The 21,926-nt window shown below is 33.7% G+C and carries 23 protein-coding genes and 1 tRNA gene; 20 read left to right on the forward strand and 4 right to left on the reverse strand.

Translation table 11 applies throughout. From position 1 onward, the window contains the following. Window positions 1-3: 3 nt before the first annotated feature. The gene (locus OK414_RS03645) at window positions 4-1,017 is read left to right on the forward strand and encodes a putative phage abortive infection protein (RefSeq protein ID WP_263045720.1); all 1,014 of its coding nucleotides are present in this window, start codon (window positions 4-6) and stop codon (window positions 1,015-1,017) included. 141 nt (window positions 1,018-1,158) lie between these two features. Here OK414_RS03645 and OK414_RS03650 read toward each other — a convergent pair whose 3' ends face one another. After that, on the reverse strand, window positions 1,159-1,824 hold the full coding sequence (locus tag OK414_RS03650) for a hypothetical protein (RefSeq protein ID WP_263045719.1): 666 nt from the start codon (window positions 1,822-1,824) through the stop codon (window positions 1,159-1,161). Between the two features lie 231 nt (window positions 1,825-2,055). On the opposite strand from OK414_RS03650, the gene OK414_RS03655 reads away from it, so the two are divergent. Then, window positions 2,056-2,922 carry an HNH endonuclease gene (locus OK414_RS03655; protein ID WP_263045718.1) on the forward strand — a complete coding sequence of 289 codons (867 nt, stop codon included), beginning with the start codon at window positions 2,056-2,058 and terminating at the stop codon, window positions 2,920-2,922. Window positions 2,923-3,214: 292 nt separating this feature from the next. Here OK414_RS03655 and OK414_RS03660 read toward each other — a convergent pair whose 3' ends face one another. Next, on the reverse strand, window positions 3,215-3,448 hold the full coding sequence (locus OK414_RS03660) for a helix-turn-helix transcriptional regulator (protein ID WP_252298921.1): 234 nt from the start codon (window positions 3,446-3,448) through the stop codon (window positions 3,215-3,217). A 443-nt stretch (window positions 3,449-3,891) separates the two neighbouring features. Beyond that, a complete protein-coding gene (locus tag OK414_RS03665; protein WP_221814780.1) occupies window positions 3,892-4,137 on the reverse strand; it encodes a hypothetical protein in 246 nt (81 codons plus the stop codon). 257 nt (window positions 4,138-4,394) lie between these two features. Between OK414_RS03665 and OK414_RS03670 the strand changes: the two genes are divergently transcribed. The 12 genes from OK414_RS03670 (at window position 4,395) to OK414_RS03725 (ending at window position 13,951) form a co-directional block, all read left to right on the forward strand. Then, window positions 4,395-4,544, forward strand: a complete 150-nt coding sequence (locus OK414_RS03670) for a hypothetical protein (RefSeq protein ID WP_221814779.1) — start codon at window positions 4,395-4,397, stop codon at window positions 4,542-4,544. A 31-nt stretch (window positions 4,545-4,575) separates the two neighbouring features. Beyond that, window positions 4,576-4,761: a hypothetical protein gene (locus OK414_RS03675; protein ID WP_263045717.1), complete on the forward strand. Its 186-nt coding sequence runs from the start codon at window positions 4,576-4,578 to the stop codon at window positions 4,759-4,761. Window positions 4,762-4,854: 93 nt separating this feature from the next. Continuing rightward, entirely contained in the window at window positions 4,855-6,114 is a 1,260-nt protein-coding gene (locus tag OK414_RS03680) for a hypothetical protein (RefSeq protein WP_263045716.1), read from the forward strand. A 5-nt stretch (window positions 6,115-6,119) separates the two neighbouring features. After that, the gene (locus OK414_RS03685) at window positions 6,120-6,395 is read left to right on the forward strand and encodes a hypothetical protein (RefSeq protein ID WP_221814776.1); all 276 of its coding nucleotides are present in this window, start codon (window positions 6,120-6,122) and stop codon (window positions 6,393-6,395) included. 375 nt (window positions 6,396-6,770) lie between these two features. Beyond that, the gene (locus OK414_RS03690) at window positions 6,771-7,271 is read left to right on the forward strand and encodes a hypothetical protein (protein ID WP_263045715.1); all 501 of its coding nucleotides are present in this window, start codon (window positions 6,771-6,773) and stop codon (window positions 7,269-7,271) included. A gap of 205 nt (window positions 7,272-7,476) precedes the next feature. Then, on the forward strand, window positions 7,477-8,241 hold the full coding sequence (locus OK414_RS03695) for a hypothetical protein (RefSeq protein ID WP_263045714.1): 765 nt from the start codon (window positions 7,477-7,479) through the stop codon (window positions 8,239-8,241). A gap of 123 nt (window positions 8,242-8,364) precedes the next feature. Next, on the forward strand, window positions 8,365-9,819 hold the full coding sequence (locus tag OK414_RS03700; protein WP_221814773.1) for an AAA family ATPase: 1,455 nt from the start codon (window positions 8,365-8,367) through the stop codon (window positions 9,817-9,819). 2 nt (window positions 9,820-9,821) lie between these two features. Continuing rightward, entirely contained in the window at window positions 9,822-10,715 is an 894-nt protein-coding gene (locus OK414_RS03705; protein WP_263045713.1) for an HNH endonuclease, read from the forward strand. Window positions 10,716-11,016: 301 nt separating this feature from the next. Next, window positions 11,017-11,487, forward strand: coding sequence for an NUMOD1 domain-containing DNA-binding protein (locus OK414_RS03710; RefSeq protein WP_263045712.1), 471 nt, complete (start codon window positions 11,017-11,019; stop codon window positions 11,485-11,487). Window positions 11,488-11,571: 84 nt separating this feature from the next. Continuing rightward, window positions 11,572-11,643: transfer RNA gene (locus OK414_RS03715), tRNA-Val, on the forward strand. Between the two features lie 168 nt (window positions 11,644-11,811). Next, on the forward strand, window positions 11,812-13,257 hold the full coding sequence (locus OK414_RS03720; RefSeq protein WP_016763084.1) for a DEAD/DEAH box helicase: 1,446 nt from the start codon (window positions 11,812-11,814) through the stop codon (window positions 13,255-13,257). Between the two features lie 64 nt (window positions 13,258-13,321). After that, entirely contained in the window at window positions 13,322-13,951 is a 630-nt protein-coding gene (locus tag OK414_RS03725; RefSeq protein ID WP_034654301.1) for a copper homeostasis protein CutC, read from the forward strand. A gap of 160 nt (window positions 13,952-14,111) precedes the next feature. Here OK414_RS03725 and OK414_RS03730 read toward each other — a convergent pair whose 3' ends face one another. Beyond that, on the reverse strand, window positions 14,112-15,446 hold the full coding sequence (locus OK414_RS03730) for an amino acid permease (RefSeq protein WP_051045938.1): 1,335 nt from the start codon (window positions 15,444-15,446) through the stop codon (window positions 14,112-14,114). 499 nt (window positions 15,447-15,945) lie between these two features. On the opposite strand from OK414_RS03730, the gene OK414_RS03735 reads away from it, so the two are divergent. From OK414_RS03735 to celB, 6 genes are all read left to right on the forward strand, one after another. Further along, complete coding sequence (locus OK414_RS03735; protein WP_013081802.1) at window positions 15,946-16,284, forward strand: general stress protein; 339 nt, start codon at window positions 15,946-15,948, stop codon at window positions 16,282-16,284. Between the two features lie 285 nt (window positions 16,285-16,569). Further along, window positions 16,570-17,292: an MBL fold metallo-hydrolase gene (locus tag OK414_RS03740; RefSeq protein ID WP_263045711.1), complete on the forward strand. Its 723-nt coding sequence runs from the start codon at window positions 16,570-16,572 to the stop codon at window positions 17,290-17,292. Between the two features lie 4 nt (window positions 17,293-17,296). Continuing rightward, window positions 17,297-17,875 carry a TetR/AcrR family transcriptional regulator gene (locus tag OK414_RS03745; RefSeq protein WP_034654291.1) on the forward strand — a complete coding sequence of 193 codons (579 nt, stop codon included), beginning with the start codon at window positions 17,297-17,299 and terminating at the stop codon, window positions 17,873-17,875. Window positions 17,876-18,130: 255 nt separating this feature from the next. Next, window positions 18,131-20,080 carry a BglG family transcription antiterminator gene (locus tag OK414_RS03750; protein ID WP_263045710.1) on the forward strand — a complete coding sequence of 650 codons (1,950 nt, stop codon included), beginning with the start codon at window positions 18,131-18,133 and terminating at the stop codon, window positions 20,078-20,080. A gap of 161 nt (window positions 20,081-20,241) precedes the next feature. Then, a complete protein-coding gene (locus tag OK414_RS03755) occupies window positions 20,242-20,547 on the forward strand; it encodes a PTS sugar transporter subunit IIB (RefSeq protein ID WP_034654288.1) in 306 nt (101 codons plus the stop codon). 13 nt (window positions 20,548-20,560) lie between these two features. Further along, window positions 20,561-21,919 (forward strand): PTS cellobiose transporter subunit IIC, encoded by a 1,359-nt coding sequence (gene celB, locus OK414_RS03760; RefSeq protein ID WP_263045709.1) that lies wholly within the window; start codon window positions 20,561-20,563, stop codon window positions 21,917-21,919. The last annotated feature ends 7 nt before the right edge of the window (window positions 21,920-21,926 follow it).

The raw sequence follows: 21,926 nt of genomic DNA on the forward strand, positions 1-21,926 counted from the left end.
ATTTTGTTTAAAAAGAATAAAAATCCTGGGGAGGAAGAGGTAAACTTCTTTGGGAAGAAAGAAAATTGGTGGATTTTAATAGGCATTGTTGTAATTATTGTGGCAATTGCTACACCTTTTATTATACTCCATCAATTAGGATGGAAGATTACTTATAAACAGTTTGACGAACTAGGAGTAGTAGGAGACTTCTTTGGAGGTACTACGGTAGGGTTATTTACTTTAGCGTCCATAATGTTTGTAATTGCAGCTATAGTAATGCAAAAAAAAGAGTTAGAGTTACAGCGGAAGGAACTCGCGCAGACAAGAAAAGAATTTGAAACGGGAAATAATACAGCTAAGGTTCAACAGATAGACAACGCCTTTTTTAATATGTTGTCACTTAATCATCAAATTGTTAATCATATTATGATAACTGAATCACAAAAAACTTATAATGGTCGAGAAGCAATCACTGAATTAAGAGACATTTGTAAGCAAAAATTAGCTCAAATGCACTTTTTTAGTGAGAAGTCAGATTCCTCGTACATCAAGGATTGGCAGAGAGTAGGAAAACTAGACAAAAATTATTTAAATAAAGTATTTGATAATTTTGACACTATTAGTCAAGAAATGTTAAATGAAGTTTATGAAGACTTTCATAATAAACATGGAAATAGTATTGGGCATTATGTGAGAAACAACTATAGGATAGTGAAATTTATAGTAAATAATGTAGCTGATGATAAAACTGAACAAGAAAGAATAAAAAATAAGACTGGACGGGAACCAATAATAGGTGATAAAAGATATTATTTTGGTATGTTGCGTGCTCAATGGTCTAATGCTGAATTTGAACTAATACTTATAAATTCATTATATAAAGAAAATCATAAATTTAAAGATTTAATATTAGAGTATGATGTCTTAGATATGGAAGAAACTGATGATGATGAAAAATCATCAGAGAATTTTAAACTTAAGGACAGTATGGACAAATTTAAAGCTTTTAAAAAATTAATTGAGGTTAGAAAGTAAGTTTTAAGATTTCATTGAAGTATGCTGTATCAGGTAATAAAAAAATTTTATAGGTGTTAAAAGTAGGTGATACATAAATAATAAATAAAGAAAGCCAGCCAGTGACTTATAAAAGTCATTGGCTTTTTGGGTATTCTTACATTATTCAATTTCATCGAACACAGAATAGAAATCAATCTCTTCCCCCATGAAATCATATAGCTTCTGCAGACTCTCCCATTCATTTAAAATATCTGCATAATATATAACATCATCCTTTATAAATGTAGCTATTGTATGTGTATCGGTCTTCCAAACGTCAACTTCTACGTTCAACGCTTTCGATATTAAGGCAGCTGTAAATCTATTAATCCAATGACACCCATGAACGAATTGATACCATTCAATTGTGCCTTTTTTGGGAGAATAAATATCGTAATATTTATTAATCAATTCACAGTGTTCTTTTGTATTCCACATTTCAAACCATAAGTCATCCTCATCATTAGTATCATAATATGAGTCGTAAAGTTTTTCGAACAGCTCATTTTCTTCTTTTTGGAATTTTTCATTGTTCTGAGTAGCATCGCCAATATGATTGCACCAATAATCGCTAGTTGTATACTCCCATGGTGCATCGCCTGATTCCCACATTCTTCCGTTTGGGTTTCCTTCGCAAAATTCACTCATAGCTTGATTGAGAACTGCTTGAACATTTTTATCATGTAAATATGGATTTAATACGTTCCAGTTTTTGCGAACTGAATATAGTTTCTCCTGTAATTCTACTTCTTCGATTACATTATTCATTTCTAAAAGTTGTGTCATTATACAATGACCTCCAGTGATTTTATTTGTCGTTGTTGTCTTACATAACTATTGTATTGCGTTGAATTTTCATGTAAGGCAATTATTGATATTTTTGTAGTGGAAAAAATAGTTTATGCATTATGAATTGATAAAACTTAAGTTGATGTAAAACTGGCAAACCACTAGAAATAAATCTGACAAAATAAGAATTTGTATTGATATAATAGTTAAAAAAGGGGATTTTTACTATTGAATATTAAAATGGATTTATCTGAAATACTCTTATATTTAGATTTAATGAAAAGAGAAAATAGAAGACCTGAATTAAATGAACTTAAAATGATGTTATATTTTCTTGAAGATTATCAACAAGTTAAAGAGTTTTACAATAGTTTCGGTGAATATAAAAATAGATTACCATTTAAGTTTTTAGCTCATTCATTGATACATTTTCTCGAAGAATATGAAGAATGTGTTGAGTTAAAAAAACATATCTTATCAAAAACTAAACGAAACTATAATAGTTTATTTATACATCAAATATTGCTATGTAAATCTCAAGAAGAAGCTATGAATATTATTGCTGAGGCGAAACAATACGATACAGAACTTGGAGAAATATGGGCTAGTAGATATGATTCGATATGGAGAGTAAAAAACAACCAAAAAACATGGAAGGAGGGAATAGAACATGACCAAGCTAAGCTCTTTCCTGAAATGTATGAAGAGTTTTGTGAAATGAAAGTTAAGTACTTTGAAAATTTGCCTTTAGAACAATTAAAACAGAATATCTTAAATGGACAAACAAATGAAGTAGACAGTCGTAAGGTAGGAAAAGTATCAGTTTTTCCTAGAAGTGTGTATATTAAAGAATTTGCAAAAAGAATGTCAAAAGGTATTTGCCAGTTATGTGATAAAAAAGCTCCTTTTATAGATAAAAAAGGAAATCCGTTTTTAGAAGTGCATCATATTCATTATTTATCTCAAGGTGGTACAGATACTATAGATAATGTCGTTGCTGTATGCCCTAACTGCCATAGGAAAATTCATCAGCTCGAGTTAGAAGAAGACTTGAAGAAAATTAAAGAAAAAGCATTGGTAAATATAAATATATAGTTTAAAAGTTATCTTCGGAGAGAAAGTTTTTTGAGATTAGAAGAAATAAGGAAGCGTAATGAACAAATCAAAACAGAAAAATTAATTTGGCAAGAGGTACGTTCCTTAAGAGACAAAACAAATATTTATATTCTAATGAAATAAATCATTTATTTCATGCAAGGTACTTGGAATTAGGAGAACATAAATTGAAAAATCAATAAGTGCTATTAGCTAAGGAAGGACATTAAACAGACAATTATTTAATGTCCTTCTTTGTTTAAGTAACTTGAAAAATTAACTTAAAGCGCTTTTAATTTTCAAAAGGACGGTACTGTTTTCGTAGCTTAACGAGTTCTTTTTTCTTATCAATTACATCACCTTTCCAAAATAAGCTTACACACCCTAATTTTTTAGCTGGAGTAATCTTACCGTCTTTAATCATTTTGCTTAATCTTGCCCTTGAAATTTCTAGAAGCTCAATAGCTTCTGGTGTAGTTAATACTTCGTCTTGAATAAATTGTCTTTTTTCTTTATTTTTTAACAGAAGGGAATCACCAGAAACAATCTCATCATTTTTTGTTGGTACTTCTAATTCAAATTCTTGATTAGACTCATCATTAGAAGTTTTAATCTCCATAGTTTCGTGATTTTTTTCCCAGCCATTAATAAATTTTTTATAAACCCTTTCCATCGCTTCAGGATTCATATGAGTGTAAACCCACAAATCGTCTTTAACGTGAATATTTTTCTTTTTACCTCCGTTTTTAGCAACAAAGTACTCCTTGTCCGAAGTACGGATTCCAGCAAGTTTGATTGTATGAATCGTTTTTTGAAGGTCCTTTTCCATGAAGTATGTCCAGAAGTTGCGGAAGATTTGTGCATGTGATTTTTCCTGCCATTTGATTGTTTCTCCGTTTATGGTCATTTCAAATTCATGTGTTTTTTTCATTTTTCTTCCTCCTATTATGTAGCTCATTAGATATTGCTTTATGCCAGTAATCTCTCAATTTCTTCACTGGCCAATCGGTTATATATTCTTAGTGGTTCGATTAAGAAGTGAGCATTTTTTTCATATATTACTTCTGCCAACAATGGAATATCTGCGAGCAAGTCAACTTCTTTATCGTAAATCAAGTAATCTAAAGCTCTCATAAAAAATACTTCTCTAAATTCTGCTGAATTATAGTTATCCAATAGCATTTCTACAGCACTTTCTATCAGAATTCTTCTCACGTTATTACCCCCACTTTTATACATTTATTTAATTGTATAATAGAAAAAATTTGCCGCCCAGAAATTTTTTTATCTATTGTCTAATGAAGAAAAATAATTTCAAAAAAGATATGGATGCTAACCTGACATGGGCAAAAAAGACAATACAATAACTGTGAATACTCATTAAAAAAATGTCCGCAAATCTATTTCATCAATTTTAATTTGTATATATATATCTTAACCGACGATTTTTGAAAAGAAGGGAAGTTAAAAACTTGAAACAAAAAAGACATAATTTAGTAATGAAACGTTCGACACGTCTCACTGAAAAAGAAGACAAAGACATCATGCAATATGCAGAAAACAACGAACTTACATATTCAGCAGCTTTAAGAAAGCTAGCTTTAGAAAGTTTATATAAATAAGCAAAACGACAGTCAAAGGAGATTATCCAAAATGAATAAATACAAAGATATCTTTACGAAATGGTTAGCAGTGGAATTATTAAAACGAGGTCATGATTTACATAAAGTCATAGCTAATAAAAAAAATCCAGATTATAACGTGTACGTGTTTACAAATACGGAAGCGTTAAACAACGATATTCCATTAATCACCAAAGCAAAGAAATTAGGAGCGTAGCGCTGAGTCAACTTGTCCGCTAGTAAGTATATATATTAGTCGACAACTTCACCCAGCGCTACGAAATAAATTAGACAAAGGAAGTTATCCAATATGAAAAAAGAATATACAGTAGCGCAATTATGCGAACATGAGCTAAACGGTATAGACGGAAAAACGTTTAGACGCAATAAAGCAAAGTACGTGAGTGACCTTGAAGAAAAATACCATGTTGAAATCTTAGGAAAAAGAAATCAAATCTTTGTTCTTACACCTAAAAAAAAATCATTAAAACAGTTTGAAGACGAAACATTCCTAAAAATATTAAACTGCGATATTGGCAAGAGGGACATTCAATTATTAAAGCTAATTCTAAAATCATTGCTTGAAAAGAAAGTGGTTCCTACTCATGAAGAGTTAGCAAAACTGGGGAGACAAGCTGGTATTAAAAATATTAAATCAAAAACGACTGTCACCAATTATTTTAAGTTTATGCGTGATAACAAAATCATTCTTCCGCCTTTGGAAACGCCAGTATGGGTATATGATGAAAATGTCATTCCTGATTATGATGAAGAAACTGGCGAAATTTACCCAACATATTACAGGAAACATGTGAATCGAATTTACTTTGATTATGCAGAAAAGAATGTTGGCAGTCACAGGAAGCGATTGAGCAAAGATAGTCAAAATGCTATCGATAAAGCTTACAAGCTTCTTTATAACGAAAAACATCAGCGTGTAATTATCCCAATGGTTAAAGCAAAAGTTAATAAAGCAGTCATCAAGAAAAAAAGAGAGTTATTACAGGAAAAAGTTTTACAGGAAGTCGGTAAAGCTTACGGACTTAATTATTGTGTTGTAATTGAAGAACCTATTATTAACTTCGGAATGGTTAACGAGCTTAAGGAGCTTTTTGGTATAACAGAAGAAAAACAGCGTATTACAGAGCTTGATATTAATGTAAGTCATATTGAAGTTGTAAATATAAATCGTCCTGTTGGAATAAGTATGAGTGAGCTAGAGCAAATGCTTGAATACAAAAAGTTAATCAATGAACGTGTTCAATTGTACAAAGAAAAGGAAAGTGCACTACCTTTAGAAATGTATGAAAAATGGCATGGTATTGAGTTTGAACAACAGCTCATGAAAGGCATAACAGAAATTAACTCATCTGAAAATTCAAATGATTTTAATGAAGCCAATGATTCAGCTGTAAAAGTTAATGAGGATAATCATGTGGTTGATACATGCGATACACAAGACGACTTCAAGAAGCAATTAGCAGCATTCAAATTTAAATCAAATAAAACAGTGAATGACGGTACAAGTTTAATGTTAAGTGCATTCATGAATAAACAGATAGGAGCATGATTCAAATGGAATTAACAGACAAAATGGCAATGGTAATAACGGAAGTAGCAGAGACAGAAGCTGAACTGTGGGATGTATTTGATATATGTAATAAACATCAATTAAGTAGTGCAGAAGAAAGCATTGTGATAGCAATGTATGAAGAAGTTAAACATCAAATGAAAAGCATTATTGATATGCAAAGAGAAGAAGAAAAAGCAATAAATGAAGCAATGCGATTTGTAAGTGAACCCATTGAAGATATAACAGTTATAAAAGAAGGGAACGGGTTTAAATTATGAATATGATACAGGTAGTTGTTATAACAAATAAGTATAAATAGGTCAATCATAAACAACAACACAACAATCGAATGAACGAAGTGAATGAGATAGGTATGCGATAGCATACCAATATAATATACATAATAATATACATTAAATAAGCGCTCAATAAATGAGTGCTTTTTATTATGGTTAAATATATAGCTGATTATGACTCGAGAAACATATATATATAATATATAAATAGCTACGGAGAAATAAAAATGAGGAAAAAATAAAAAGTCCCCCACCCCACCAAGAAAAAAATTTTAAGGGAACCGAATGGACAGGAAGGTGGTCAGTACAAAAAAAATTTTTCCCGAAAAAACCGAAAAAGCAGAAAGGAGCTTAAGAATGGGTAGAAACACAAAATCTGTCAATTCTATGACCGCTAAAATAAGCAAAGAAGAACGAAAAGAACGTCAGAAAGCTGAAGAAATGATACTAAATCAAGTAAAAACACCGCCAAACCCAGTAGGAACGCTTAAAGAAGCTCAAAAAGCATTATTTGACCGCTATGTCAAGCTAAATGATAACTTTACTGAATCAGACAGTACAAGCCTTACAGCGCTAACTCGTTCAGTTTACCGTCAGAACGTTTTAATCGAACGACTAGAAGAAATGGATGAGCTAGACGATAGAGCGGTTGAGCTTGAACGTAGGATACATGCTTACGAACGTTCTATTACCACTCATATGAACCTATTATGTATACCACTAAACCAACGCTTGAAGTTGGCTAATGATGTAGCTAAGCTAGCTATCGAGGAACGTAAACTAGCTAATGCTGAAGCAGAAAACATGCCAACTGTCAACCCACTACTAGCTTTATTGGAGGATGATGACGATGAATAAGTCAGTACAATATGCTAAAGCTGTAGTATTCGGTGACATTTTTAAATCTAATTTCGGTAAAATTTATCTTATATCATTTGCATATGGAAATAAATACATGGAAATAGTATTATTTAACTTATAATATATTAAACTAAATTGATTCAAAAGAACTATTATGTATTAAGTGAATTATCGCTCTATAGAAAAAGGAGAAAAAGATATAATGCTGTCATTTAAATTTAACCCTAGCAAATTTACAGTAATTTCGTATGATTTGACTCTTGAAGAATGTCACTTCACTTTTGCCGCTCACCATATTCCAGTACAAAACTACAAACAATCTTTTCAATCCTATAACAATAGAAAAAAGAAGAGTTCACCCTATCATATGTTTTTTCCACTTTATATTATTACTACTGTTACAGGAAAAAGAACAGGCGGTTTTTATACCAACCTTTCCAAAGTTGGAACAGACCCCACCGATATAGAGAAAGTTGTTTACATAGGGAAAACAATAAAGAAGGGACTAAATGGTGCTAGATTTGTTAACGGGCATTTGGCTACTCAAAAATTAACTAGTCCAGAATATGATGGGTTTTTTAAACGAATTTATTTGGCACATGTTGAGTTAACCTTTACTCATTATCCTGAGTTGAAAAAAAGCGAAAAAATTCCTTTAGAGGGAATAAAAGAGCGAAAGTTGGTAGAAGAAATAGTAGATTTTTTAGAGAGGTATCTAATATTTAATTTTAATCCAAATCTAAATAGTATTGGAAGGTATGCACCAAAGGTGAACTTTAAATGGGATGGGATTATAAAACCTACTTATATTAAAATAAAAAATTATTCCCAGAAACATTATACTGGTAATAGCTCTCCTTTATTTAATCAAGAATATTTAATTAATCATCAAACAATTTCAGCACAAATAAACAAACAATTGAAAGTATTAGCTAATAAGAAGAATAAAAATTTTAAGAAAAAATAAAAGTGACAAACATGATAATAAAGTAGCTTTTTAAAAAAATTACTATAAAAGAAATTTTAATTGAATTATTGCTAGTTTTAATTAAAATCACCATGCGAAATTGAAAATAAAGGAGCAAAAAACATGCAATTTTATAAAAGTACGAACGGATTCCCTCCTAATAATTGTATTTATCCTTGTGTAGTTTTAGCTATGGATGAATGGGATGATTACAGTTATAGGACCGCCTTTACTATGATTTATTTTCTTTCAGAAAATGAACAAAAACTAATAGGAGAATTAAAAATTTTAAGAGATTTATATGATGAAGAATTTGAAAAAGACACACCGTATTACTATACTAAACTTTATTTAGAAGATAAATTTACAGAGCTAAATGATGATTTTTGTTCTTTAGGACAGAACTTAAGTTATTATGAAAAATTATATGAATTAGGGGAAGAAGTTTCAAAGGAAATATTAAAATCACTTAATGATGTTGCAATAAATGATAAGATAAGGAAAAAGTTTAAACATCACAGAGGATTCCAAAACTCTTTAGTCAGATATAGTTCTGCAGAGAAAGCCTTGCACGAAGCAAAAGAAATTTTTGGTGAAGAAATAGTAAAGCTCTATAAATTTACTTTCAAAAGTAAACTTCCGCTTGCAACGAAGGAACATGAAATAAAATTTGATTTTAGGGAGGACATTTTCCTTCCTTATCGGATAAGTGTTCTTATTGGAAAAAATGGTACGGGGAAAACACAAATAATGGCTAGGATAGCTAATGCTTTAAGCGGGCATGAAGTAGAGGAACAAGGAACGTTCGAGCCTTCGAGACGACCTTCTTTCGGACAAGTTATTGCTGTCTCTTATAGTGTTTTTGATGAATTTGATAGACCAGAAGAAGGGGAAACTACGTATAGTTATAAATATTGTGGGTTAAGAGATAGTACAGGGAATATTTACACTAAAGAAGATTTATATGATAAATTCACCATTTCTTTTAATGCGATAAAGGGAACTGAAAAAGAGAAATTTTGGAAAGAGGTATTAGAAGAGATTGTTGAACCAGAACATAGAAGTATTTTGGAAATATTAAGCTCTGGAAATAGCCATGCTAATATGAGTTCAGGACAAAATATAATAATCACTATTATCACTGAAGTTATATCAAACATTGAGAATGATTCAATACTGTTAATTGATGAACCAGAATTACATTTGCATCCTAATGCGATATCGAACTTTTACAGAATGTTATATAAGTTATTAGAAAAATTCAATTCCTTTGCTATTATTTCAACACACTCACCTTTAATAATTCAGGAAACTCCTTCGCGTTATATTAATGTATTTGAAAGAATCGAAAATACACCGATTGTAAGAAAGTTAGATATAGAAAGCTTTGGGGAAAATTTATCAGTAATTACTGATAAAATATTTGGTGTTACAGACGAAGAAAGTAATTATAAATACTGGCTAAGAGAATTATCAAATCATAAAAATTTTGACAACGTACTGAATGAATTCGATGGGCAACTTAGCTTAAATGCTATGGCATATTTAAGTGCTCTATATAGTAAAGGGCAGGGTTGACTATGATTGATTATAATTTGCAAGAGTATGAAGGAGATAGTTATTTTCAAATATATAAAGATATTGCTGACAATAAAATAGACCAAAAGCACAAACGCGTAATGAACATTATTCAAAATAGGGTGAATGCAAGGTATAGTGAATATTCTAATCATAAGAGGGAACTATCTCAAGTTGAAAAGAATTTATTTTATCAAAGGACTCTAGTTAAGAAGGTTTTGCTCTCATGTTATGGAAACAATGTAGCTTTAGGCGTAGTTAAAGCAAATATTAAGGAAATACAAAGAGAAGTAATTAAGGGGACATGTCCATACTGTTTAATTGGTGAACAAAATACATTTGACCATTATATTCCTAAAAGTTCGTTTCCAGAATTTAGTGTCATGCCACTGAATTTAATTCCAAGTTGTGAAAGGTGTAATCTTTTAAAATCAGAATGTTGGTTGGAAAACAATAAACGAAAAATTGTTAATTTATATTATGACGCTATTCCAACAGTGAAATTTCTTTATACAGAATTACATTATTTAGAAGCTAATAAAATACCTAGGGCTAGGTTTTGGTTAGAGAAAAATGACATAGATAATACAACCTTTGAGAGGATTACCAGTCATTTTAATAGGCTAAAATTATTAGATAGATATCAAGAAAAAGCAAGTGGAGAATTAGTGGGTATAATTAAAACAATCTCTGATTACAAATCTTTAGCATTTGAAACAATAAAGAATATGCTAAGAGTCTTAAGAACTAAGGAATATAATAAATTTGGAGATAATTATTGGATGACCTCTTTGTACGATGCAATATTAGAGGATGACCAGTTTATTAATAACATCATGAGTGGTCAATTTGATTTTCTGCTATCGCAAGTGCCTTCTCAACATCAGCATGCTTAGCATAATAAGTTTTTAGCAGTTAGCTTAGTATATGCCAAAAAGAGTTGATATGTAGAAAGTGTGGTTTATTAAAGAATAAGATACTGGCAATGGCTATAAAAGCTATTGTTTTCATTTGTTACGTATTCATTTTCTTTTTAGATTGAATTATTGAATATTAATAAAATAGAAATTTTATTATATAAATGACTACTTAACCTTAATGGCTAAGTGGTCATTTTTTTGTTTTTTTTCGTAAATCCATTTACATTTCAAAAAAGTACAATACAACAGTAGTAAAAGCATTTGTGGAGAGATGAATATGAAATATTACGTATATGTACATAAGCTCAAAAATACAAACACAGTTTTTTATATTGGTTCCAATTGGCAAGGTGGCAATCCCAACCGAGCATATGAACGAATTAAACGACCAAAGAAGTGGATTGATGAAGTAGCAAAACATAATGGTGAATATGATGTAGAATTTATTGCTTATTTTAATACTGGCAAAAAAGCTTATTATTATGAAATGAAATTAATGGCTCAGTATCAGGACGATTATAATTGGTGTTGGTGCAATGGGGAACGAAAGACAGATGAATTAAAAGCAAAAATAAGAAAATCAAGTTTAAGCAAAAAAATAATTGCAATAAAAGATAATGAGAAAACAGTTTATGATTCAATAAGATATGCAAGTGAAATATTAAATATCAAACGTCCAACCATCCACCATTATTTGAAAACTGGCAAGCAACATTCCACGGGATATTGTTTTAAATATTATGATTAAAAATTGATTGCAGAGAGATTGTCAAACATGTATAATAATCTCAACAGATATAACAGAAATGTTGTTAAATCAAAGTTTAATCACGAGCGATTAGTTCAGTGGGAGAATACATCCTTGACAGGGATGGGGTCGGGGGTTCGAATCCCTCATCGCTCATACCAAAGCCGTTTTCTTATTAATAAGAGAGCGGCTTTTCTCTTTTGTTTGACAAATCAATGTTACATTAAATCTTGAGCGCGTATAGAAGAATTAAAGTATAATGAAACATAGTGCATCAGGTCATGATAAAGATAATCACTAATTTAAAATAAATGAGGGTACAAAATGAATCAAAGAAGTTTTAGTCAATATGGTCTTAGTGACAAGGTAGCTAAGGCGCTTTCTAGCCTGCAATACAATCATCCTACGGAAGTACAAAGCAAGGTGCTTCCCATCGCGCTAGAAGAAAGAGATGTTGTCGTGAAGTCTCAAACAGGAAGTGGAAAAACGGCTTCCTTTGGTATTCCACTGTGTGAATTAGTTAATTGGGAAGAAAATAAGCCTCAGGCCTTAGTGTTAACACCTACACGAGAGCTGGCCGCGCAGGTAAAAGAAGATATTACAAATATCGGCCGTTTTAAGCGAATTAAAGCAGCAGCTGTCTACGGAAAATCACCGTTTGCCAAGCAAAAAGTAGAATTAAAGCAAAAAACACATATTGTTGTAGGTACGCCTGGGCGAGTGCTTGATCATATAGAAAAAGAAACGCTTGCATTAGAGAAAATTCGTTATTTGGTTATTGATGAAGCAGATGAAATGCTAAATATGGGTTTTATTGACCAAGTAGAAGCAATTATTCAACATCTTCCTAGTGAGCGTGTAACGATGCTTTTCTCCGCTACGCTTCCTGAAGATATTGAAGAGCTTTCTCGCAAGTATATGAAAAAGCCGGTTGATGTTGAAATCAAAGCGAATGGATTAACGACAAGTACGATTGACCATTCTGTTATATCAGTAGAAAACGAACGTAAATTTGAACTGCTGAAAGACGTAACCACAGTAGAAAACCCGGACAGCTGCATCATTTTTTGCCGCACGCAAGAGCAGGTAAATACGCTGTTAGATGATTTAGATGATCTTGGGTATCCTTGTGATAAAATTCACGGGGCAATGGTGCAAGAAGACCGTTTTGAGGTTATGAATGATTTCAAAAAAGGTAAATTTCGCTATTTAGTGGCAACAGATGTAGCTGCGAGAGGAATTGATATTGATAATATCACACACGTTATTAACTATGACCTTCCGTTAGAAAAAGAAAGCTACGTTCACCGTACAGGAAGAACGGGACGTGCCGGTAAAAAAGGGAAGGCTATCACATTTGTAACGCCTTATGAAGAGAGAATGCTATCGGAAATTGAAGAATATATCGGTTTTTCAATTTCAACATCTACTCCTCCTTCTAAAGAAGAAGTACAGCAGGCAGCATCCGCTTTTACTGAAAAAATCAATGAGCGTCCAGAAGTTAAAAAAGATAAAAGCGAGTCATTAAATAAAGACATTATGAAGCTGTATTTTAACGGAGGAAAGAAAAAGAAAATTAGAGCGGTTGATTTTGTGGGAACAATTGCAAAGTTAGACGGAGTAACCGCAGACGATATTGGAATTATTACGATCCAAGAAAACGTCTCTTATGTAGAGATTCTGAATGGAAAAGGTACCAAAGTGTTACAAGCAATGAAAAACAAAACGATTAAAGGAAAGAAATTAAAAGTTCATAAAGCGATTAAATAGCAGAAGGAAGTCCATCTTTTTAAAGATGGGCTTTATTTATAGAGCCAATAAAGGAGTTGAGAGTATGAAGTACATAAAAGAAGCGTGTGCAGAAGGGTATGAGCAGGCAAAAAAAGCAGAAAAGCTAGGAGCAGACCGCATTGAATTGTGTGACAATCTCAGTCAAGGAGGCGCTACGCCAAGTTACGGCACCATTGAATATGCAAGCGAACATCTTGATACAGATATCAACGTAATTATTCGCCCAAGAAGCGGTGATTTTATATATTCCGAAGCAGAATTTCAAATTATGAAAAAAGACGTTAAAGCATGTAAAGACCTTGGAGTAAACGGAGTAGTATTTGGCATTTTAACAGAAGAAGCTGAAATCGATTACGGACGTACTAAAGAGTTAATAGCAGAAGCTCATCCTTTAAGCGTTACGTTTCATATGGCATTTGATGAGATTAAAGATAAATACAAAGCCATTGATATACTTAGTGAATTGGGAGCAGACCGTATTTTGACCAAAGGAGGGAAAGGATCTGCTTTGCAAAATCTTCATATGATCCGAGAATTGATCACATATGCTAACGACCGTATTATTATTTTGCCCGGCGGAGGAATTCATGAAAGCAACGCAGAGGCGGTTATAAAAGAAACAAAAGCAGCTGAATTACACGGAACAAAAATTGTAGGAGATTTATCTCGTTAAATAAAAAGAGGCTGGTACAAAAGCATTTTAATCCAAGTGAAAAACGAACCATTAATCAATATGTTTGATTCGTGGTTCGTTTTTTGATGGTGAATATAGTTTCATCTATCTCATTTGTTCATCTTGAGATCGAATTCATTTAGTTATGTCTCAACCTCTTTTATTTTGATGTATTTTCTTTTGCTGCTAAGCCGCTCGTCATTTTGGTACGCTGAAAGAAAAAAGAACCTACGACGAGTACAGCAATTAAAAGAGTTAAGAAGAACTGAGAACGTAATGAATCAATAAATGCCATGGCTATAAAAATACCAGTGATGGCAAGGATTGTAGCGTAAGTTAAGTAAGGAAATAACCACATTTTAATTTTTAATGCTTCAGGATTTTCTTTTTCATATTTTTTTCGCATTTTAATCTGTGAAAATGCAATAACAAGATATACAAGAAGCGCTACGCCACCTGATGCATTCACTAAAAACAAAAAGATTTTGTCCGGTGAAATGTAGTTAAAGATAACGCTAACGTACGAGATAACTGTACAAGCTAATATCGCGCTAACCGGCACGCCTTTTTTATTTAATTTCGAAAAACTTTTTGGCGCATCGCCGTTTTGAGACATGGAAAACAGCATGCGAGAACTCGTATACAGACCAGAATTCAGACAGGAAAGAACGGCTGTTAAAATAATAAAGTTCATAATTTGAGCTGCGGCCGGTACATTCACTAATTCAAGAATAGATACAAATGGGCTTTTCATTAGGCTTGACGAATTCCACGGAAGAACCGTTACTAAAATAAAAATAGAGCCTAAATAGAAAAACAAAATGCGATAAATAACGGTATTGGTCGCGATGGTAATGGCTTTTTCAGGCTGAGATGATTCACCTGCTGCGGTTGCGACAATTTCTGTTCCCATAAAAGAGAACATGACGAGGGCAATTCCTAAAAATACAGAGCTAATTCCATTTGGTAAAAATCCGCCTTTATGCAAAAGGTTAGAAGTGCCGGGAGAATCAATGCCTGGAATAAATCCACAAATAATAGCTATACCTAAAAGTAAAAAAAGAACGATGCTGACGACTTTAATGAGAGAGAACCAATATTCAAATTCTCCGAAAGATTTAACAGAGTACAGATTGGTCATTGTTAATAAAAAAGTAAGAGCAAGACTTACTCCCCAAGAGGGCAAAGACGGGAACCAGTATTGAATAATGTTTGCACCTGCAATGGCTTCAACAGCAATAACGATAACCCAGAAAAACCAGTAAAGCCAGCCAATCGTGTAGCCGGCCCAAGGGCCTAATGCTTCTTTTGCATAAGTAGAAAAAGAACCGCTGGAAGGATTTGCAGTAGACATTTCGCCAAGCATCCGCATGACTAAAATAACGAGCAAACCAGCAAATGCGTACGAAAAAATAGATCCCGGGCCAGCGGTGTTAATGAGCGATCCGCTTCCGATAAACAATCCTGCCCCGATAATTCCTCCAAGAGAAATCATGGTGATGTGCCTAATCTTTAACTCTTTCTTTAACTCTGGCTGGCTGTTCAATTGTAAAACCTCCTATATAACCTAGATTTTTAGTTAATATGGAGAATTATAGTATGTTGTAAGGCGGAAGGACAGGATGTTGTTAGAAGTTCTTTCATGTAAAAAGCCGGATATGAATTGTTGCATTCATATCCGGCTTACTCTGACACAGACATTCATTATGCGTATAAAGTATCTGATTAGCGTCTTTTTCTTTTATTATGATAAGCAATGGAGATGAATTTCTTATGAACGTTAGCTGAAAAGCAGCTGAATAATCGTTTTAGATACGTTAATCGAAAGAGGTATGCGTCTAATTAAAGGATACTATGGAAGAATTTCTAAACTCTCTCCGAAGCGCTAAATGCGGGTTTTCCTTTCTGAAAACGGGTATATATAGTAGTAAGAAGTTTATTCTTTTGCTAAGTATAAAAGAAAGATGTGCGATAGAAACAGGAGGTTATAAATAATGAAACATGTTGAAGTAGTAGAAAAAGGAGCAAATATTAACGAAGCAGTTAATCAATTTGCAGACAAAGGTTTTGAGAAAGATGAAGTATACGTGTTTACGTATGACAAGGAAAATTCTAAAAATTTAACAGAAGTAACGGACACAAATATTATTCGTCTGTCTGAAGAAGGTCCTTTACATTCAGCAGCGAGTTTATTTTTAACCAGAGAAGATGAGCTTCGAACAAAAATGGCTTCACTAGGCTTATCAAAAGATGAAACAAAAAAATATGAAGAAGAGTTAAAGAAAGGCAGTGCGATTGTAGTGGCTGCTACAGGAGAAAGAAAAGACGTTTAATTTTAATAGAGGCTATGAAAAAAGTAGTTTAGTTAAAGGGGAGATCCGAACGCGTTTGATTCTTGATAGAGAATCAAACGCGTTCGGATTTTTTTGTGGAGACGGTGTAACAAGTGATCTATACGAGCTTCTTTATCCCATTTGTTCGTCTTTAGATTTAATTGATTTCGTTATGTCTCACACTTTTTTTGTTTTTTCCAATATATGATTGATAAAACTAATGGTATTAGTTAAAATAAAAACTAATACCATTAGTTTTTATTTTATATAGTAGGGGATGAGGAAATGAAAATAGTTCGTGAAAAAATGTTGTATCAACTGACGTTTTTGCCTCGCTTTTTTCCGGTAAACTGTTATTTAGTCGAAGAGAAAGACAGCCTTACATTAATTGATGCAGCTCTTCCTTACAGCGCGTCCGGTATTTTGAAAGCTGCAGATCAAATTGGAAAACCGATTACGCGAATCGTTTTTACGCATACTCATGAAGACCATATCGGAGCAATTGATACTTTGAAGAAAAGCTTGCCGAATGTTTCCGTTTATATGTCGCAAAGAGATTATCGATTATTTTCAGGAGATTTAACAATCGATTCGGAGGAACCTCAAAACCCGATTCGCGGAGGGGTTCCAAAACTAGGAAAGATTTCAACTGAAATTGATCAGTTCATTGAAGAAGGGTCTTGCATTGGCTCACTTGCTCCTGTTTTTACACCGGGACATACACCTGGTTCTATGTCTTTCTTAGACCAGAGAACGAACGCATTAATTGCCGGAGATTCTTTCCAAGTGCAAGGAGGAGTTGCGGTATCAGGTCAGTTAAAACCGCTGTTTCCGTTTCCTGCCTTTGGAACGTGGAGCAAAGAGCTAGCGCTTAAAAGTGCAGAAAAGCTATATGAATTAAACCCGTCACTTCTTGCTGTTGGACACGGAAGAATTCTTTCTCAGCCGCTAAAATTGATGGAAAAAGCAATACAACAAGCAAAAGTAAAAATGGAAAAAAGGAGATGAAGAGATGTCGCCAAGACAGGGACTAGATTTCAAAAAAGTGATTCAAACAGGTGAAGATTTGGCCAATCGTGAAGGATTTTATGCTGTTACAATTGCTTCATTAGCCAAAGAATTAAATGTCCGTCCACCGTCTTTATATAACCATATAAAAGGGTTAGAAGAGCTGCGCAAAGAACTGGCTTTAAGTGGACTGCAGCAGCTATATCATCTTCTAAAAAATGCTGTTGAACGTGCTTCTGCAGAAGAAGCTGTTTATCAGTTAAGTAAAGCGTATGTTTCATTTGTAAGGGAGTCTCCGGGAATATACGAAGCAACGGCAACGGTAGCACCAAAGATACAAGATAAAGAAGTACAAAAAGCATCTGATAACGTTGTGTCTTTAGTGTTGAATGTGTTGAAACCGTATCAACTTCCGGAAAATGCAGCTCTTCATGCTGTTAGAGGTCTTCGAAGTATTTTACATGGATTTTCTTCATTGGAGCAGCGAGGGGGATTTGGGATATCGTTAAGTACCGATGAGACACTAGCTTTTTTAATTCGTACGTTTGTATTAGGGCTGCATCAGTACGAGCAGGCTACATAAATTCTATTAATGCTACTAAACCCGTTAATTGAAATTGAAAAAAAAGAGAAAGAATGATAGATTACAAATAAAGATATTTATTCCTATTGTTTTAGGGTTGTTACTGATGGAGCAGGCAAAACCTAAGCTGCAAGGACAGAAAATGTAGTTTCTGTTTGTTGCTGTTTAGGTATTTTTTGTTTTTGTTTAAAATAACTAGCCCTTTTAATTTATTTTATAAAGGGGAAAATCTTCTGAGAATGGAGAGAAACAAATATGCTTAATTCAAGAATGATCGTCATATTACGAGAACTAATGTCCATACAGTCTACATTATCAACCGTTACGAGCGAATATTTAGCAACAGTAAATCAAGTATCTTCGCGAACTATTCGAACTGATATAAAACAGCTGGATGACATTTTGTCTCAGTACGGTGCCAAGGTTAAATCAGCTCGAGGAACAGGATACGAACTTAGCGTTTTAGATGAAAAACAGTTTCATCAGCTATTAAAAGAACTTTCGGCTAATCAATTGTTTGATGCAACCTCTATTCCAACGGTTCCTGATGACCGCGTGCATTATTTAATCAAAAGATTGCTGTTAGCAGACGAATATTTGAAGCTTGAAGATTTAGCAGACGAGTTGTATATTAGCAAATCAACGATTCAAAACGATTTAAGAGACGTCAAAAAACAGCTGTGTAAGTATGATATTCTTTTAGAAAAACGTCCTAACTATGGCTTGAAAGCTAAAGGGGACGAAATGAAAATGAGATTCTGTATGTCTGAGTACATATTCAACCGAAAAGATAAAGAAATAGATATGGTATACAATAAAATATCTATTCTGCCCCAAGAATCAATCTTAACGATTAAAGCCCACATTTTGAATCAAATAAAACGATACAATATTATGGTTTCAGACATTGGATTAAATAATTTAATCATTCATTTAGCTATAGCTTGTAAGCGAATACAAGAAGAAAATTTTATCTCTTTGTATTCAGAAGATCTGCTTGAGATTATGGAGCATAAAGAATATGAAGTGGCAGCTGAAATTGTGCGAGAGATTGAAAATGCATTCAAGATTCGTTTTCCGAAGTCAGAAACGGCATATATCGCCATTCATTTGTTAGGTACAAAAATGCTCAACAATAGCAATCATGAAGAAAAAGAAGTGAAGCAGTTTATTGACACACATATCTATGAATTAACAGCAGCTATATTAGAAGCAATTGAGAAAGAGCTTCATTTAGGAATTAGTGAAGATTCAGAGCTGATCCTTGGCATGAGCTTGCATTTGAAACCGGCTATCAATCGCTATAAATATGGAATGAATCTGCGAAACCCGATGCTTGAAGGAATTAAGAGTCATTACCCTCTGGCTTTTGAAGCTGGGATTATAGCTGGGAAGGTTTTGAAAAATCGCCTTGAAATCGACATGCATGAAACGGAAATTGGCTATTTAGCTTTACATATTGGAGGGGCCATTGAACGTCGGAAAATTATCAACCAGCCTAAGCGCTGTTTGATTGTATGCGCATCGGGAGTAGGGAGTGCCAAGCTATTATCATATAAGCTGCAGGCTACTTTTGGATTAAATCTGACTATTTTAGGAACAACGCAGTATTATAAGCTTCACCAAATGTCGCTGCACTCTTTAGATTTTATTGTTAGTACGATTCCAATTCCAGATCATCTTCCTGTTCCTGTAGTACAAGTAAGTACGATTCTAGAAAACAGTGATTTTAAAAAAATTGACTGTTTAATGAAGAACAAACAGCAGCCTTCCTTAGAATACACCAAAAAAGAATTAGTATATTTACAGCAAGAATTTCAAACGAGAGAAGAAGTGCTTCATTTTTTAGGAGAGAAATTAACTCATCTAGGACTAGTTCCTTCTCAATTTATAGAATCTGTTTTTGAAAGAGAAGCTGCATCACCAACAAGTTTTGGCAATCTCGTTGCTATTCCTCATCCTATGGTTCCTCAAACGGATACGACGTTTTGGGCCATTTGTACGTTAAAAAAACCGATTATGTGGGAAGGAAACCTCGTACAATTTATTTGCCTTTTAAGTGTAAAAGCGAATAATCAAGGCGATTTGCAAAAGATGTACAGTTTGTTAGTCCGCGTTGTGGATGATAAGCAGGTCGTGCAGCGCTTAGTAAAGTGCAAGGATTATGAGGAATTTATAGAGGTGTTTATGAAAAATATTAGATAAAAAAAGAAGTCTAAGAGAGGGGCTTCTTTTTTTATCTGAATGTTCAAACATAATTTTTCCGCTAGTAACGGAAAAAGGTTGTGTATAAATGTAAGCGCTTTTATTTTAAGATAAAACTATCAACAAAACAGATAGCAAAATAAAAAACGGGGGAATGACAAATGAATATTCTATTATGTTGTGCAGCTGGAATGTCTACAAGTTTACTAGTAACAAAAATGGAAAAAAGCGCTCAGGAGCAAAGCACGGATTATAAAATTTGGGCGGTTCCTGGTGACTCTGTTCGCAACCATATTGATCAAGCGGATGTACTTTTATTAGGACCTCAAGTGCGCTACCTATTGCCGCAGCTTAAGAAGCTAGGTGAAGAAAAAGGAGTGCCAGTTGACGTTATAAATCCTGTTCACTACGGAACGTGTAATGGAGAACAAGTGTTAAAATTTGCAGTTCAACTAGTTTCAAAATAGGAGTGTGGACTACATGAGCAAATTTAATAGTATGCTTGAAACCAAAGTAATGCCTATCGCTGGAAAAATGGCGGGTCAACGCCATTTACAAGCACTTCGAGACGGTATTGTTCTGACAATGCCGCTCATTATTATCGGTTCAGTATTTTTAATACTGTCGAATTTACCGATACCAGGTTATAACGATCTTATGGCAGGGATTTTCGGAAAAGAATGGGCAACGAAAATGGCCTATCCAGTTGGAGCTACATTCGATATTATGGCGCTGCTTGCTTGTTTCGGAATAGCCTATCGGTTAGCTGAAAAATACGGAGTAGATGCTTTGTCCGCAGGGGCTATTTCACTTGCTGCTTTTTTACTTGCTACTCCGTATAAAGTGTCCTTTCTCCCAAGTGGAGCCAAAGAAGCTATTTTAGTAGACGGCGGAATTCCAACCGCTTTGATGGGAAGTAAAGGACTCTTTGTAGCAATGATTGTCGCGATTCTCTCTACGGAAATTTACAGATGGTTTATTCAAAAAGACATTATCATCAAGATGCCTGATGGAGTTCCTCCCGCTGTTGGAAAATCGTTTGCTGCTCTTATTCCTGGCTTTACGGTAATAGCATTTATTTGGATTTTACGTTTGTTAGTAGAACAAACGCATTTTGGAAGCCTGCATAATATCGTTGGAGAATTGCTTGGAAAGCCTTTAGGTGTGTTAGGCGGCAGTTTAGGCGGTACGCTAGTTGCCGAACTTGTTATTATGCTCATGTGGTCATGTGGACTTCATGGAGCGAATATTGTCGGTGGAATTATGGCTCCCATTTGGTATGGAGCTATGGATGAAAACCGAATTGCATTTGCTAATCATGAAGCATTACCAAATATTTTTACACAGCAGTTCTTTGATATTTGGATTAATATCGGAGGCAGTGGAGCAACGTTAGCTTTAGTCGTTGCGATGATTTTAAAAGCGCGCAGTCAACAAATGAAGCAGCTTGGTAAATTAGGAATAGGGCCAGCTCTTTTTAATATTAATGAGCCAATCATCTTTGGACTTCCGATGGTGATGAATCCAATGATGCTTATTCCGTTTATTATTACCCCTCTTGTGACGGTAGTAGCAACCTATATTGCGATGTCGACAGGACTGGTAGCAAAACCAGCAGGTATTGCGGTTCCTTGGACTATGCCTCCGATTATTTCTGGCTATTTGGCAACAGGAGGGAAATTATCGGGTGCAGTTATGCAAGCTATTAATATCGGAATTTCTGTTTGCATTTATTATCCTTTCTTTAGAATGTGGGATAAACAAAAATTCACTGAAGAAAATGGTATACAGCCTGCAGCTGAAGGGGTACCAAGTGATACAAAGAAAGATATTGTGTAAGGAGGGA

Origin of the sequence: Priestia sp. JV24 (assembly GCF_025910025.1) — a bacterium.
GTDB lineage: Bacteria > Bacillota > Bacilli > Bacillales > Bacillaceae_H > Priestia > Priestia megaterium.